At 39.0% G+C, this 15,588-nt stretch carries 11 protein-coding genes; 5 read left to right on the top strand and 6 right to left on the bottom strand.

The window, feature by feature from the left end:
• Positions 1 to 83 precede the first annotated feature (83 nt).
• The 5 genes from Vgang_RS01300 to Vgang_RS01280 form a co-directional block, all read right to left on the bottom strand.
• Complete coding sequence (locus Vgang_RS01300; RefSeq protein ID WP_211294066.1) at positions 84 to 791, bottom strand: Fic family protein; 708 nt, start codon at positions 789 to 791, stop codon at positions 84 to 86.
• 211 nt (positions 792 to 1,002) lie between these two features.
• Positions 1,003 to 2,304, bottom strand: coding sequence for a hypothetical protein (locus Vgang_RS01295; protein WP_105902582.1), 1,302 nt, complete (start codon positions 2,302 to 2,304; stop codon positions 1,003 to 1,005).
• Entirely contained in the window at positions 2,301 to 5,354 is a 3,054-nt protein-coding gene (locus tag Vgang_RS01290; protein ID WP_105902583.1) for a tyrosine-type recombinase/integrase, read from the bottom strand. Before Vgang_RS01290 ends, Vgang_RS01295 begins: the two co-directional genes overlap by 4 nt.
• Positions 5,341 to 7,914 carry a hypothetical protein gene (locus Vgang_RS01285; RefSeq protein ID WP_105902584.1) on the bottom strand — a complete coding sequence of 858 codons (2,574 nt, stop codon included), beginning with the start codon at positions 7,912 to 7,914 and terminating at the stop codon, positions 5,341 to 5,343. Before Vgang_RS01285 ends, Vgang_RS01290 begins: the two co-directional genes overlap by 14 nt.
• Positions 7,907 to 8,542, bottom strand: coding sequence for a hypothetical protein (locus Vgang_RS01280; RefSeq protein ID WP_105902585.1), 636 nt, complete (start codon positions 8,540 to 8,542; stop codon positions 7,907 to 7,909). The genes Vgang_RS01285 and Vgang_RS01280 overlap by 8 nt, the downstream gene beginning before the upstream one ends.
• 408 nt (positions 8,543 to 8,950) lie before the next feature.
• Between Vgang_RS01280 and Vgang_RS01275 the strand changes: the two genes are divergently transcribed.
• The 4 genes from Vgang_RS01275 (at position 8,951) to Vgang_RS01260 (ending at position 12,537) form a co-directional block, all read left to right on the top strand.
• The gene (locus tag Vgang_RS01275) at positions 8,951 to 10,108 is read left to right on the top strand and encodes a tyrosine-type recombinase/integrase (RefSeq protein WP_105902586.1); all 1,158 of its coding nucleotides are present in this window, start codon (positions 8,951 to 8,953) and stop codon (positions 10,106 to 10,108) included.
• A gap of 3 nt (positions 10,109 to 10,111) precedes the next feature.
• Positions 10,112 to 10,729 carry a hypothetical protein gene (locus Vgang_RS01270; protein ID WP_157946026.1) on the top strand — a complete coding sequence of 206 codons (618 nt, stop codon included), beginning with the start codon at positions 10,112 to 10,114 and terminating at the stop codon, positions 10,727 to 10,729.
• Positions 10,730 to 10,990: 261 nt separating this feature from the next.
• Entirely contained in the window at positions 10,991 to 11,236 is a 246-nt protein-coding gene (gene hipB / locus Vgang_RS01265) for a type II toxin-antitoxin system antitoxin HipB (RefSeq protein ID WP_105902588.1), read from the top strand.
• A complete protein-coding gene (locus tag Vgang_RS01260) occupies positions 11,236 to 12,537 on the top strand; it encodes a type II toxin-antitoxin system HipA family toxin (protein ID WP_105902589.1) in 1,302 nt (433 codons plus the stop codon). Before hipB ends, Vgang_RS01260 begins: the two co-directional genes overlap by 1 nt.
• Positions 12,538 to 12,871: 334 nt before the next feature.
• Here Vgang_RS01260 and Vgang_RS01255 read toward each other — a convergent pair whose 3' ends face one another.
• Positions 12,872 to 13,981, bottom strand: a complete 1,110-nt coding sequence (locus tag Vgang_RS01255) for a Fic family protein (protein ID WP_105902590.1) — start codon at positions 13,979 to 13,981, stop codon at positions 12,872 to 12,874.
• Between the two features lie 552 nt (positions 13,982 to 14,533).
• Here Vgang_RS01255 and abiEi point away from each other — a divergent pair.
• On the top strand, positions 14,534 to 15,070 hold the full coding sequence (gene abiEi / locus Vgang_RS01250) for a type IV toxin-antitoxin system AbiEi family antitoxin (protein WP_105902591.1): 537 nt from the start codon (positions 14,534 to 14,536) through the stop codon (positions 15,068 to 15,070).
• Positions 15,071 to 15,588: the final 518 nt, after the last annotated feature.

The raw sequence follows: 15,588 nt of genomic DNA, 5'->3' as shown, positions 1-15,588 counted from the left end.
TCTACGCCTTGATTGGTTTGATCACATCACTCACTTTAAACTAAAAATGCCAAAGATTTTTTGCGTCCTTTTTCATTGTTTTGTTAGCCGATTTTCAAGTCTAGCTGAAAGTTTTTAATCATTTTTTCATCTAAACAACTACGCAAAAATTTATTCATTGGTTCCATATTATTACTAGCGTAAAAATCTAGCATCAAAGTATTAAATTCTTGTTGACGTTTTGCTGGAACATTAATAATAGGAAATCCATGAGATAGCAGAATGCCATTCATCATAAAACGACCTGTTCGTTTATTCACATCCCAGAAAAATTGAGCTCTAGCCATTTGAAGAAATGCTGTAATTGCACAATCGTAAACATCCGTACAACGTTCAACCGAAGTTTCTAATTCATTCCAAATTGTATCTAATTCTTGAGGTGCAGGCGGTTCATATTCAGAACCTGTAATAGAGACATAACCAGAGCGAAACTTGCCCCACTCAAGTATTTCTTCTTTACCTGCGATGCTATGTAATAGCAACGCAATTTCTTTTTTGAAAGAAAACTGGCCTAAATCAACTAACTCGAAAATACGCTCCCACGTTTTTGCTTGGTTCAGGGCCATATTTTGGTCACTAATACGATGACCACCAACGGTAATACCATCTAATATAGTTTGAACTTCAGGGAGTGTCATAGCGACTCCCTCAAGGTTAACCGCATCATAAACCAATGCAGGAACATCTCGTTTAGCTAGTTGCTTTGCCAAAGGAATATTTGGTTTCATTCCCCACTTTGATTCAATAAACATTGTTGAACATCCGTCATAACTAAATGACAAAAGTATACACTGCTCCAATCGTGTTAGAAAAACTCAAATTGGCTGCCCTTATTGGCTAACAATTTAATTTAATAGACGGGTAAAATCCGTATAGTTAACCAAAGCCTCTCAAGGATCTTGTTTAACCAACTGTCAATGATAAAGACTTTATGTTGCCTATATTCGTCTATTCATCCCATTTTTAATTGCCCCACTTATGCAAAAATTTATATACGTTCTCAGCTCTCTTGTACTGCAGTGTAATATAGTGTTTACCATCACGATTTTTGAGATGGATCTTATCCGTTTTATTATCAAATCGAATCCAAGCTCCATCAGAAAGAAACCTTAACATTTCATTCAAAACCGGAGCGTTAATCAATATGCTGACATCATCGTCAAACCATGGTGTTGGTGTGATCAACACTTCACTGGCCTTAGCTTTACCCTTCTCTATCGCTAAATGAACTTGTGTAGGCGCTTGATGACTGTACTGTAAGCTGAGAGCATTTTGTTCATTTGATTCAGTAATATCTAAACGAATTAGCGATTCTAATAAAGCCTTAGGTTCATCGACTTTCACAAATAGATCAAACAACCGACATCGTCGATCCTCTGATTCTAAGTTACGCTGAGTAATCGATAACACTTTAAAACTACAAGACCAGCCTAAACGCCTTACGACTAGCCTATCCTCATGCAGATCTAATGTGATGATGTTCTTTACTTGAGTAAGCAAGCCAATTAAATGATTTAAATGAAAGTCATTTAAATGGCATCGCTCAACTTGCCCAATTGAACTCTCGACCTCCATTTCATAACTCACGAAACTTTCCCCTTTTAGGGATAAAAGTTTCATTACCTTATTTTTATCTGTACTACTGTCATTGCCATCAAGCCCGAAAACGAAGGAAGTGAAATCCTCATTTATTCCTGAATTCGATAAATTGCTTATCACTTTGATAGATTTTAAATACTCCAGCAATATCGATGATTTGATGCTTACGGAATGTATTGGCCTCTTTATATCATAGCGATATTCATTGCTTATACCATCTTTGGAACTCGGCACGATTAATGAGTATGTAATCTCATTCACAGGAATAAAAGCGGCTGATGATCGCTCCCTAAATAAATCCCCCTGCTCGGAGCTCGGTTCATAAACAGACTTAAATTGGAATGTATCTGTTTTTATTTGTATCAGCTGTATGTGACCACCAAATAACATCAGCTTATCAATAAGTGAGTAAAAACTTTTGGCTGGCACTTCGATATTCATATCAGTCGTCATTGTTGAATCAATAATTGGCCAGATATAACTAGCATGCATACCTGATAAACACGCAATATGATTCGAGATATGAAGCTCACTTTTGTTCGGCTTAATGGTTAGTAATAAATGGCAATGATCCTCATCTTTCTTATCAACCAAGACATTTGCAATGAACTTAATAAACTTATGTCGGCCATTTTTATCTAAAATCACCCATGATCTAGCCATCATAGAGCCTCCTCGTGAGAAAGAAGGTTCATACTGTTTATCAAGCCATTACCATTACTCGCTTTCCTGGCATTAAACTGTACATAGGAATGATATGCTTGAATGTGCTGAGCGATACCTAAGAAGTTGTCCCACAAGGGCCAGCGATAATTATAGGGTCGTAACAACGCCTTTAAACACTTATCATCCTCAGCAACCCAATGCACAGAGTGACCTTTGCTTTCAATAAGTTCCTGCCAACTTTGAGCCTCTCTTGATTTCAAATCATCGCTAATAATTTTGACTGTACAGCGACTCATTCCAAGGGTTTCATAAAATACGAGAATACTTCGAAGATCAGATTTCTTAGATATCGCTTTATCCTGAATAAAATAGCGAAGAAATTTCATTGATTGAGCAGAAAGGCGCTTAAATCTATCCCCATTTCGATTAGAAATAGAATCCAGTTGCTGACACAAACGCAACCAGGGCGCTCGTTGGTTAACTTTTATAGTAATCGATTCTGGAATCGTCGGGGCTTGTTGGCACCAATCAAGTAGATCCTTATGAACGGCTTTATCATGAGCACCTTGCTGCAACCAACTTATTTGATAAACAAAATCAGAAAAAGTCAGATCACTTTCAATATTCCATTGCTTATCCAACCCTTTAGGCTCTAAGACTTTAAAGCACTGTTTATTCAGAAGCTTACGTTGAACAAATTCAGCTACCTCCTGTGATAAAAGTAAGGCTTTCTCTGGCTTATCTTCACATGGTGAGCTTAGGGATTTAAGGAGTTCGTAACCATAATTAGAATCGCTCACCCACTGCACAAGTAATGACTTGGATAGTGGGCGCTCTGCTGATGATATCTGCCATTCAACCCAGTCAATCAGATGCAAGTAAACCCCAAACATCGTTGATGGACTTGCATGTCCAATCTTGTCACTCACCCAATCCAATATAGGAAAATAAGGCGATAATGGTTGGTTAAATGACTGGAAATACGCCTTAACTTGCTTTCGTTTTTCTTCAGAAAATAAGGCATGCTTTAGAAAATATGGTACGGTTTCCATTGGTAAATCAAAGCTAACCAACGACAACAAAATCACCCAATTATTGGCAGCGCAATGTCGAAAGATATGAGTCACAATGCGTGGATCTTGACAATGCTTGCGACAATGCCCAATAAACTGATTTTCCAGATTTTGATAGACATACCTTCCTCCATCCTCATTCCAAGACTGAAAAAGATAAGCTTGTTCACCGTGCCGCTGAGATACGTGTTCACAATGCTCAAGACATAGCGTCAAAGCATCATCTGGCAATAAAAATAATGGGATTTTACGAACAGCATGAGAGGTCTTGCGTTTCTTTTCATCGGTTATATACAGCATTCCGGTATCGCAATAGATATCACGGCACTTTAAATGAAGGGCTTCATCTTCACGAAGGCCTGCGTAGTAACACAGTACCATAAACACGATAAGCTCCTTTTCAAGTACCCCTTTACCCTTCAGGAAACTTTGACAGCACTCATCAAACATGAACGGAGGAAGGTAATTAACTCGTACCTTTCCAGAGGCATTGACCAAGTCAAAGATGTCTAAATCAATAGCTGGAAAACCGTTGTATTTTAAGCAATACCGTAAGAAGCGTGCCACTGTATATTGGCTATTAATATCCTCAAAGTGATCAATTCCAATCTGACAAGCTTGAGTAAATGTCTCGAGATCTGTTTCAAGTATGGATAAATCAGACCAAGCATATTTTATGAAGGTTTTGATCCGAGAGTGGTAGGTCAGCAAAGAACTTATCGCAAGCTTTGCTTTCCATGCTGAACCATGAATGAATAAAGATATGAGCCAATCAACCAATAATCGGCTTCGCCATGAAAGTGGCCTTTCTGACAACGCTAGCATCTCTTTCTTAGCCATAGAAAAAGCTAAGGATTTTCTCGTTTCTTTAGGATCGGACTCTCGGTAACGCTGTAATATATCGAGTAATTGCGTATGGTATTGTGCCTCGTGAACCAATATTGGATCCGTTGTTTTCACGTTATCTTTCTCATTATCGGCCTTTATCACAGACCCAATACCTAGATCTTGCTGATGCTCAATCGGATCATTAAAACATTTATTATCAATGAGTTGACTATCGCTATAATCATGATGCTTGATGACTTTCCCTGTCATGGCCCGAATAAATGACACTTCATCTAAAGCATGGTTATATCGCCATAACTCTTGTAGCCCAACACTATGGTGAAGCAAGCCAATGCTTTTCAGTACAGCAGACTCTGTTACCACTAAATCTCCAGCAAAGTTCTCTTCGCTCCTTGATTCACAAGCGCATACAACCCACAAATTTAATGCACTTTTAATCCACTTATTGAGCTTCGATTCCGTTAATGTTTTAACACTGGCGCACAAGGGGAGTAATGATTTCCATGCGAGTAATGACGTTCCATGCAGGTATAACCTACGGTGACAAGTGGGTAAATACACACTAACAACAGCCAAATCAGCAATTGAAGTCGCTGTATCATGATGAACTCTCACCAATTCATACAGTTCATTTAACTTTGTTAAACCCGTTTTATAAGCCACCATCAACAAGAGCTGTCCAGCGTAAGCGGAAGGTGCTTCTATTTCTCTATTCGATAGATAACTTTCTGGCATTAAAACGGGCTCCTTTAACTTTTCATGTAACATCTCAACCAACATCTCAATAAAATAAACAGGCAAATGATTGGTATTGAACACCGGTTTTTCTCGAGGCAAGGGCATCCGAACAACAGGAGCTATTAACGTATTACGACGTTGGACATGCTCTTCAAATAAGCCATCTAAAATGGCTGTTGTCACTTCAAGTTCAGCTCTGCTTTGTACCGCTAACGACAGTGGTTTACTTTGGGATGAAATGGCTGAATCTGACTTCAAGCGTTTTTCCTCAAGCAAAGCAGGACATTGACTATCAATACGAGTGAGCACAGTAAGCACTGCGTCTTTATGAAGCTTTGAAGGAAAGGTAAGGCGATTTTCAAAAAAATTAACCCATTCATGAAATAACATATCGTCCCTCCTCAGTCATTTTCTCTAGGCTCTCAATGATTTTCTTGTCAGTTCTAGTTGAAAAAAGCGTTGAAAACTCCCTCTCTAACACTCCTTTTTGGATCTCTGCTAGTTTAGGAATAGAAGAAAGCTGATAAGACGATATAGGACTTTGCCCCCGCTCAAAGTGGTTCATTAAGACATTCAATTCTGTTTGCGAAAAATCATTGTCATGCTTGGCGTTCGCCCCTTCAAACACCATTCGTGCAGAGACATGACGGAAGGTACCTGGATCTAAATCGCTTAGATAAAGCTTGAATAAACGCGCAACTTGTTTTGGCTCTAATGGGCGCCAACATTCACCATCAAAAACCATCACAATAGGTTGTGCTCGCCGTTCTTGTGAAGAGGCACTCATAAGCTGAAAAGCCGATTGAAAACGCCAATAAGCCATAGCGAGTGCTTTTAACGGCTCGCTTAATATCAATAACCTCCATTCATCTTTATGATGACTCCGCTTATCTTGCACCGTCCATAACCCAACCTCATGCGCACAATCTTTCATGCAAGGATATGGCGATTTGACTGGACGGAGGCCAAGTTCAGTGGCGCACCGAATGTGTACATACAAGGCTGTTATTTCGCTATATTGGGATAAACAGGTGGCTATCGCTGAGTTTTGGTGAATGGTTTGGCTAGCATAACCATAAAAGGCAGTCTGTAGTTTTTCAGTCGCGTTATGACTTAACTGCGCCAATCTTTCAGATACACTCTGATGAATTTCTTTACGCAGTGTGATCGCCGAACCAAATTGCTCGTGGTAGGTTTCACTATTTATGGTGATGAATGTATTTTCCGAATTCCATTCCTGCAATTCCTTGCGACCTAGAGCTTCTAAAAATGTAGACCAAAAACGATGGATAAGATTTGGCATGACCTCGAGTTCAGCATTGATGTAATGCATTTGAACACTGCCTTGCTCAGATAAATAATCCAGTAAGACATGTGGTGCTTTATCACCACAAAATCGATGGAATGTCTGAAACAACCGACTACCAGTCACTTTAAAAGGGAATACATGCCTAGATCTAGATAACCGCTCTCTTAACCATTTTTTGTGATCTTCTTCTGTGATCCGAAAAGCTTCTAGTAACGATACCTTATGGCGCTTTTGTGGCGGAATATCTTGTACAATCAACAGAAAAAGTGATTGCATTGGCCAAGGTAATGGCAGCTCTAAAGCCCCTTTTGAAACCGTTTTTGAAGAATAATATTGCTTCGAATCCATCGGTGGCTGCTTACCTTTAAACAGATCACACGGTAAAAGTATCCCACAACTCCCCTGACGTTTATTACGCTCATAAACAATTTGCTTTGATGTTTCGGCACTAGGCTTTGTCGCTTTTCGGTTGATAAGCTCCCAAGCAAAATCTTTAATTCCAAGTACTTTGAGAAAAAACAAGAACCAATGCTTTCTCTGAGCTTTATCTAAATTTTGTAGCTCCTCAGTCATAAACTCTGGTGCGTTATAATTTAGCCAACTAGAAAACTCATCGACGGTTAAAACTAGGTTATCCATCGGTAGTCTTTTGTTCGCCCGTCGACAAGCATTTGCCATCCCTGCGGTTTCAACATGAAATTTTAATCTTGCTTGCTTAGTCGTGAGCTCTTCTTTATTGATAGCCGTTGCAACTGATCCTTCAGCTATTGAAATGGATTGCTCTGAATACTCGCCATCGATATCGGTTGGGGTATGTATATTGACCTCATATCCATCTATCATCATATTTCTCTGGTGCTGATTAATCGCCTGATAAATGGGCCGATTTTTATTGCGAATAGTTTTCGGCTTTACCTGAAAATATCCCGCTATATCGACCAGATCTGGATTTGCTTGGCAAAGTTGAAATAACTCATTTAGTGAGGCGTCCTTCAATACTGATAAAGGTATTTTTTTCCAAATTAAAGGCTGGTTTTGCCGAGCTTTATCAAAAGATAAACACAATGGATAGTGCAGATCTGCACCGCACTCTTTTAACCTTGCTAACAGTAGAAGCCACCACTGTACATCTGGCTGGTCTAACAAAGATAAAACTTGCTGATGCCCTAAAGACGCTTTCGCTTTGAGCTCCTCACGATTAAATACAATGAGTAGCAAAGTCGAAAATAGTGGGTATTGAGTAAGAGAAGAATGCAGATCCGCTCTTTTAATATACAAGCTGTGGGTATTTACTATCCCCTCACCTTCTAATGAAGTCGACGGCGATATATAACGATAAAAATGTCTAAATTTATCTAGTGCAAAGATAATTTTTTTATTAATACGCTTTTCAAGAACGTTACTTCTGTCAGATATCCCAGTTACGACTTGGTGCCACTTTTTCAATACTTGATATGACAAACGTCTTGATAATAAATCAGAAGTTAAAGGACATAAGTCATTTACGGCTTTAACACCTTCTCGCCAACTCTCAAGGCTAATAGAAAAATCATCTATCTTTAATACCGTTAAATAAGAATAAAAATCTTCACAGAAAATCGATAAATCCTGATTTTTTAACTTAGTCGCTTCATTACTCATGTTCACCACCCGAATTTTCAACAGATTGAACAAAAAGATCTGGTATATGCGAAGTCAGCGAATCCCATGAGAAGTCCGTGTCCAGATAACTGTTTAGAGCTAAATCTTCATCTAGTTTTTCATTGTTCTGCAAGCTAGAAACAAACGACTCAATCTCTCGGCTTTCTCTCGATAACGTAGATCGATTACATCCTAGTACTTTGGCGTAATCTGATTGGGACATGAGGGGATGGTAATTAAATGCTTCCTGCCAATATTTTTCCAAACCATATAGAGCTTTTGATCCATAAGACGAACTTGCCTTGAAATAAAGGTGGCCAACAATACGTGTTTGGATCTCATCCAGTGTTTTCGCCTTACCAAGGATAGCAACCTCACATTGGCAATCGGGCTCTACTTGGCTCAACAACTCCAACTCTGAAAGTGACTCTAACGCATACATTTCTCTTTTATGTACCAGTACTTTTACGGGAAATATGCTCCGCTTGATCCTGACGATCAATTCATCACATCCAACCTTCCTATGGCATCGCATTAAATAATTCAACTGCTCAGGATCTGGATTCAAAAGGGTTAAGCGCACTACTTTTGAAATGAATATTGATTCAACTGCTATTTGATTAACCATATAACCTCACTTTTTTTTTCGGCTCTTAATATGGGTAATGGTCACATCAGAATTTCGACCATCAAAAACGCCAGTCGAAATGTTACAAAATATTTCAAATACTCAGTGGGCAACGAAAAATAAGACAATAAGAGGACAATCAATAAAAACTAAATCATTAAAAATCAATCAATTACACAAGAAAAGACGATAAGGAATTAATTATAAACATGAGCTTTTAGCGAAGACTTGCAAGAAAAAAAAGGCGGGTAGGATGAAAGCGTAAGTAAAGAAAAAGCAGTTGAGACAAAGGGGCGGCAACCCCTCTGCCTCGTACTAGCTGCTAAAGCGTTTAACCCAGTCAAGCCAGTGTGAGTATTTTACCGAACTCCATTTGGCAGAAACAACTCTAAATAATGGAGACTTTATATGGCTAATTACCGTATCCGACCAAATGGCATCATTCAGTATGATCTACATGTATTTGGTGTTCGCTTTCGCGAAACGTCAAAAATGCCTGCCACCCCCAAAAACATCAAGATTGCGAAAGCGACAGTGAAACAAATAAATGCGGAGCTTGAACTTAATACCTTTGAATACCGTGATTTTTTCCCTAATAGTAAAAAAGTCGCCAAATTTGAGGCACTGCGTCGAGAAAAAAGCCCAGATATGCTTTATCCCTATTTCGATGACTACGCCAGTGAATGGATAGAGCGTCAAACCCATCGCTGGTCTAGCTCTTACGCCAAAGCCATCTCAGGTGATATTCATCGCTACCTTATCCCATTTTTTGGCAATACATTGATTAATGAAATCACCTTGAAGCAGGTTGAATATTTTCGAGAATCTTTGGCCAATAAAGAAAGATCGGACGGTAGTTCCTTACTTAGCAATAAACGAATTAATGCGCTCGTTGGCCCTTTAATTTCGATCATAAGTGTCGCTTCTGAAGAGCTGAAATTTGACTATCCATTTCGACGCTATAAACGATTACGAGAAACGGCTGCTGAATCTAGCCCCTTAACCAAAGACCAACTACAGAGCTTTATGGAACATGTGGATCCACAATGGTATGACTACTATTTAGTTCGCTTTTATACCGGCATGAGAAGCTGTGAGATCCATGGGCTTCAAGTCAAACATTTAGACTTTGAGCACCGGCTTATAAAAATTCGACAAAACTGGGTCCAAGGAAAGTTCTCAGATGTGAAAACATCAAAATCACGCCGAGAAATAAAAATGACTGATCAGGTATATCTGGCATTAAAAAGAGTGGTTGAATACAAGAATTATCAAAATGATGTGGTGTTTACCGACTTAAAAGGGCGTCCTTTAAGCTGTCATTATGTGGCGAGAAATATCTGGTATCCGACGTTAGAAAAAGCAGGATTGGAAAGGCGTCGTCCTTATGAAACAAGGCATACTGCTGCGGTATTACATATGGCGGCACTTGAAAACCCTGTTTATATCTCACGAATGTTAGGGCACAGCAACACGAAGATGCTGTTTGATATTTATGCGCCTTATGTTGTCAATGCGACAGGTAGAGATGGTTCGGCTTTTGCCCGATTGATGGCGGGGGAATAGATGATGGATAAACTACAACTCACAACGCTAAAACAGCAAATATCGAAATTAGAAAAGAGATTAAGTGTTGATTCTCGCAATATAAATCTTATCGATAAAGTAGCTTTGGGCTTACTCAATGAAGAAGTGCAAGCCATTTGGTGGAAATCAGAAGTGCCCTTTTCTGATCAACCGAGTCCATTATTGCAAGATGAATTATCGCTATATGCTCAACATACTTGGCAACGTTGGAGAGATAACCCATCCTTATTGGAAGCTCTATCTGAAAGCATAAAAATATATCATCAACACGAAATTGAATATCAATGGGATCTAACTTTACATCAGGAATACCCTGAGTTGTCATTATTGAAATTTTGGTTGGCTTCGGTAAATTTAATCTATAAACAGAGAAATATGAGCCAAACCGACTTATGGTTCAAACATCTGAAGCTGACACACTCACTCCTATTAGCGCAACATCAACAAGCCCTAAATCCAAACTGCCTCGTTGGTTATGCTGAGAATAGAGTTGTTATAGTGGACTTAGAAAGACGAAAATGCGCCATCGTAAGTAAAGATGCATTTTCCACCTTCCAATCCAGTGGCATGATGTTTATGCATTATCCATATCCGGCCTAAGTAAGTAGACTATTCTGCATTAAAACTTAGTGAGAGCGGGGACATCCCGCTCATATAAAATATCAAAACTGCACCATCTGGTCTAATCGATCTGGATACCTGGATTATGCAATACCCCCACTAGAGATAATGCCTCATTTATACCTTACAGGGTATAATATGGACTATATCCTCTAGTGGGGATATACTTTTATTTATCCTTATTAAAGGATAAATACATATATTTCAGCCTATCTAACGCTATCTAGAGAGCAAGAACAAATGATATATAGTCCAAAACAATTAGCAGATATGATGCTACTGATACGTCAGAAGAATGGGTGGACACAATCAGAACTGGCAAAAAAAGTTGGTATCAAGCAAGCGACGATCTCGAACTTCGAAAATACACCTAACAAAACAACGCTTTCGACTTTCTTTAAGATTGTTCAGGCTATGGATCTAACATTGAGTATCCAAGAAAAATCACAGGCAGCTTCGTTAGATGAAAATGATGAGAGTTGGTAATGCAGAAACTAATCGCATACATGAATGGTGAACTTGTTGGCACTTTAGAGAAACATAATAATGGTGCTCACACGTTTCAATATGATAAAAACTGGATAACCAATGCAGCGAGTCGCCCATTATCATTGTCTTTAAAGCTTCAATTACCAATCATCACCTCCGATGCAGTGATAAACTTTTTTGACAACCTTCTGCCAGATAGCCCTCAAGTCAGAGATAGAATCGTTGCAAGGTACAAGGCGTCATCTAAACAACCATTTGATCTCCTAAAAGAAATTGGAAGAGACAGCGTTGGTGCCATCGCTTTACTTCCACCAGAATTGCCTTATATAAAAGAACCTCTTAGATACGAAGAAATTGAAGACAAAAAACTAGAATCTGTTCTTTGTGCATACAAATCTGATATTCCGCTTGGGATGCTCGAAGAAGAAGAAGACTTTCGGATCTCAGTAGCAGGAGTTCAAGAGAAAACAGCGCTACTACTCTTTAATGGGCGATGGTGTCTCCCCAAAGGTAACACGCCGACAACCCACATTATCAAATTGCCTATTGGGGAAATTCAGCAAGCTAACGCGACACTCGATCTTAAAGATAGCGTAGAAAACGAGTACCTCTGCATCGAGTTAGCTAGAGCGATGGGATTCACCGTTCCCAACGTTAATATAATCCAAACAGACAGCATTAAAGCTTTAGCTGTGGAACGATTTGATAGGCGCTGGACAAAAGACAAAAAAAAATTACTACGCTTACCTCAAGAAGATATTTGCCAAGTATTTGGAATGCCATCGTCTATTAAAAATGAATCTCAAGGCGGCCCAGGGATAGCACAGATAATGGCGCTGTTAATGGGGTCAAGCAATGCCATAGAAGATCGCTATAACTTCATGAGATTTCAAGTATTTCAATGGCTCATTGGTGCCACAGATGGACATGCTAAAAACTTTTCGATCTATATTGAGAAGGGAGGGAGCTATAGACTCACACCATTCTACGATATTTTATCAGCCTACCCACTACTGGGAGGAAAAGGGCTCAATATCAGAAAGCTAGAGCTGTCGATGGGATTGAAAGCAACAAAAGGCAAGAAGAATGAAATCAGTAAAATCCTGCCTCGTCACTTTTTGGATACCGCTAAAGCAGTCAATTTTAGCCAAGATATGATGCAAGAGATCATGGATGAAATGAAAAGTGCCTTACCGAAAGCGATATTGCAAGTAAGTGCTGCATTGCCTGAAGACTTTCCTAAGCATATCTCAAGTTCTATTTTTGATAATACTCAGAAAATGATTAAGAAGATCTAGATAAGAAGTCTGGGTTCTGCATTTTAGGTTACTTGGGTATATACCCAATCAACTTGAAGTTGCAGGTTTCAGAACCTGAAAATTGTCGTTAATTCGAGTCGTAATCGAGCCTGCAACTTTTGGTAAAGTCACATCAAATGCCAATAGTTCAATTTCTTGACATTTTGAGTCCGAGCCAAGCAAATAACCATTACGAACCGAGGTAGTGTCATTGACTGTACCACTACAATCAAAACACTCCGCATTATCCCCAAAGCCTAAAACAAACTACGGTCACCGTTATTATTACATTTAACCACAGAAATACCTGCCAACTTTGTGAGGTGAGGTTAGATTAATGATGCGCAAACGGCAAAAAGTCGTTAGTGTCATAAGACATAAGATCCAAAAGACGCGTATTAACAAATAGTGTCTCTCGACCAGCAACCTTTGACTCCAAAACGCCTAATTCCTCGAGAGATTTAAGACTGGCTATTGCAGCTTGTCTAGATCGATAAAAGCCCCTATCGATGAGATCTTTTGTTCTCAAATAAGGCTTCTCAAATAAAAGCTGAACTAACTCATAGGAATACGTTTTTTGGGCAGATATTTTGATGTGCTCTGACGTTTGTTTTTGAAGTTCAAGAATCGCATTGACCTTATCAATTGTCCATTGAGAGGTGATCGTGATAGCATCAAGCATAAAACAGATCCAAGACTCCCAATCGCCGTTTTGGGTAACGTTCAACAATAATCGATAGTAATCTTCTTTGTTCTGCACTATGTAACGGCTCAAGTAAAGGATCGGCTGTGAGAGTAACTCATTCTCAATAAGAAATAGAATGTTGAGTATTCGCCCAGTTCGACCGTTACCATCTAGAAACGGGTGAATGGCTTCAAATTGATAGTGAGCAACCGCTAAGGCGATAAGAGGGTCTACATCATGCTCATGGAGATAATATTCCCAATTAGACAGCTTATTCCTAATATTTTCCTCTCCCACAGGTGGGGTGTAAATGACTTCGCCAGTACGTTGATTCTTTAAATTTGTTCCTGTGATCTTACGGACATCCACTTTTTTGTCGATAAGCTGGCTACAAATATCGATTGCCGTATTGGTATTTAAAGGCCGTGCATTGTTACCAGAGATAGACTCAAACCCAAGAAACAAAGCCTTTTTGTACCTCAGCGCTTCTTTAGTTGCAGGATCGGCACCTGACGAGTCCGATTCGTGCTTAAACAGTGCGTCTGTCGTGGTCACAATATTTTCGATTTCAGAACTAGACTGAGATTCTAATATCGGGATTAAGTTAACCAATAAATTTTGGTTTGCGAGAAGCCTAGCAACCTGATTCAACGCCGATAGAGCTCTGGCAGCAGGGGTCAATTTCTTCAGTATTTTAACCGTTTCGATCCCATCGATAGGTAGCAAAGGGATATCGTAAGGGACTTCTGGGTTAAACATGTAAACCACCTAATGTAATGTTGTGAACTTAAGCGAATAGGTTAATTTTTCACAAAAAAAATAACATGTAATGGATTATAGGTTATGCAGACTAACAGATAAAGAAGATAGGTTAATTTTATTGATAATTTTTAACGCTTTTAGAAAAACACAAATCTTACTGACTGATGGAAGATGACAGCATAAAGGAAATCAGACTTAAAACTTATCAATATTCAGGCTGAGTAATGACAACCTCAACCGTTCATTTTCTACTCTATCACTGCCGAAGATGTTTACACTTCCGAGATGAACTTAACACTACTATTGTCCAAAACTGCCGGTGCGGATCAGTGCTGAGACGTCCATCACATCATACACATCCCTTTCAGGTTTAGTTCCACCTAATTACGCCCCCTGTAACTTAACCAAATCCTTTTGTAACAATCCACAAATATCAAGTTTACAATTATACCACCTTTTAGTGTCATAAATGTGAACTTGTACCACACCGCAATTAAGTCTACAATTATGACACATTTAAATATCACTTTGGATAACTAGAGGTATACAGTGAAAAGAACAGAGGCCATTAAAAAGCTCTTAGAATATGACAAGCGTGGTCGTTATATTTTTACTAATTCAGATCTGGCCAAGATCTTTCACCAAGATAATGAAAGAGCATTGAGGGCAGGAATTAAACGTTTGCAAGATGATGGCTTACTAACTCGAGTCATTAATGGTGTGTACTTATACAATTTAGCGCAGTCGAAAGGCAGCGATACCTTGGAGCAAATTGCTAAAACTATTCGACGTGGAGAATATAACTACATTAGCTTGGAATCTGCACTTTCTGAGTTTGGTGTTATTTCACAGATTCCAGTAGATCGCTTAACGGTGATGACAACAGGACGTTCTGGTGAATTCAAAACACCTTTGGGGACAATTGAATTTACACATACGAAACGAGCTCCAATCGACATTATAGAGAATACCAAGTTAGTAGGTAGACCGCTTAGGTTAGCAACAAAACAAACTGCATACAGAGACTTAAAACGTGTTGGCCGAAATACACATTTAGTAATCAAGGAGGAGCTAAATGAAAATTGATCAAGAAAATTTTGCGCAATTGGTGAATAAAGCAATGCAGCTTGAACATGTATCGCACATGCGTTCAGTCATTACCATCTGCAATTAGAAGAAATACATAGAGTAGATAGCGATTTTTCATCATCACAACGGGTTAGAATGCACTTGCCGACTATAGTACCAAAACCGTCTCATACAAGATCAATCGAGCCCATTACGAGCAACACAAAATAAATAATAATCAATAAGTTAAAACAAATCAAAACAGAACTAAAGATCCCAATAGTTTGTAAAGGATCACCGGTTAGGATCTAAAAAACTGGCTCAGTACTGTCTCACCGCTGAGACATAAGGGCTTGTAACCAACTAACAAAAATAGAAAAAAGGATCTAAATTGGATCTTGTTCCAATATGGGTACTCTTGGGCATTGCTTATTATAGAATTCGAGTGTGTAAATAAACTCGGCTACGCAGTCAGTGAACTTAAACAGACATCAAGCGTTGCCCGATACCCACGCACGATTGGTGTGCGATGCGTA

It is taken from the genome of Vibrio gangliei, assembly GCF_026001925.1.
GTDB classification, from domain to species: Bacteria; Pseudomonadota; Gammaproteobacteria; order Enterobacterales; family Vibrionaceae; genus Vibrio; species Vibrio gangliei.
The sequence above is the reverse complement of the archived record's forward strand: the minus strand, read 5'-3'. Positions and strand labels throughout refer to the sequence as shown.

What these genes read in the sequence shown, in the direction of transcription:
- Vgang_RS01260 (WP_105902589.1), top strand. Translation starts at nt 11,236, where the DNA reads ATGCAGAAACTAATCGCATACATGAATGGTGAACTTGTTGGCACTTTA.
- Vgang_RS01275 (WP_105902586.1), top strand. Translation starts at nt 8,951, where the DNA reads ATGGCTAATTACCGTATCCGACCAAATGGCATCATTCAGTATGATCTA.
- hipB (WP_105902588.1), top strand. Translation starts at nt 10,991, where the DNA reads ATGATATATAGTCCAAAACAATTAGCAGATATGATGCTACTGATACGT.
- Vgang_RS01270 (WP_157946026.1), top strand. Translation starts at nt 10,112, where the DNA reads ATGGATAAACTACAACTCACAACGCTAAAACAGCAAATATCGAAATTA.
- Vgang_RS01300 (WP_211294066.1), bottom strand. Translation starts at nt 791, where the DNA reads ATGTTTATTGAATCAAAGTGGGGAATGAAACCAAATATTCCTTTGGCA.
- Vgang_RS01280 (WP_105902585.1), bottom strand. Translation starts at nt 8,542, where the DNA reads ATGGTTAATCAAATAGCAGTTGAATCAATATTCATTTCAAAAGTAGTG.
- Vgang_RS01285 (WP_105902584.1), bottom strand. Translation starts at nt 7,914, where the DNA reads ATGAGTAATGAAGCGACTAAGTTAAAAAATCAGGATTTATCGATTTTC.
- Vgang_RS01255 (WP_105902590.1), bottom strand. Translation starts at nt 13,981, where the DNA reads ATGTTTAACCCAGAAGTCCCTTACGATATCCCTTTGCTACCTATCGAT.
- Vgang_RS01290 (WP_105902583.1), bottom strand. Translation starts at nt 5,354, where the DNA reads ATGTTATTTCATGAATGGGTTAATTTTTTTGAAAATCGCCTTACCTTT.
- Vgang_RS01295 (WP_105902582.1), bottom strand. Translation starts at nt 2,304, where the DNA reads ATGATGGCTAGATCATGGGTGATTTTAGATAAAAATGGCCGACATAAG.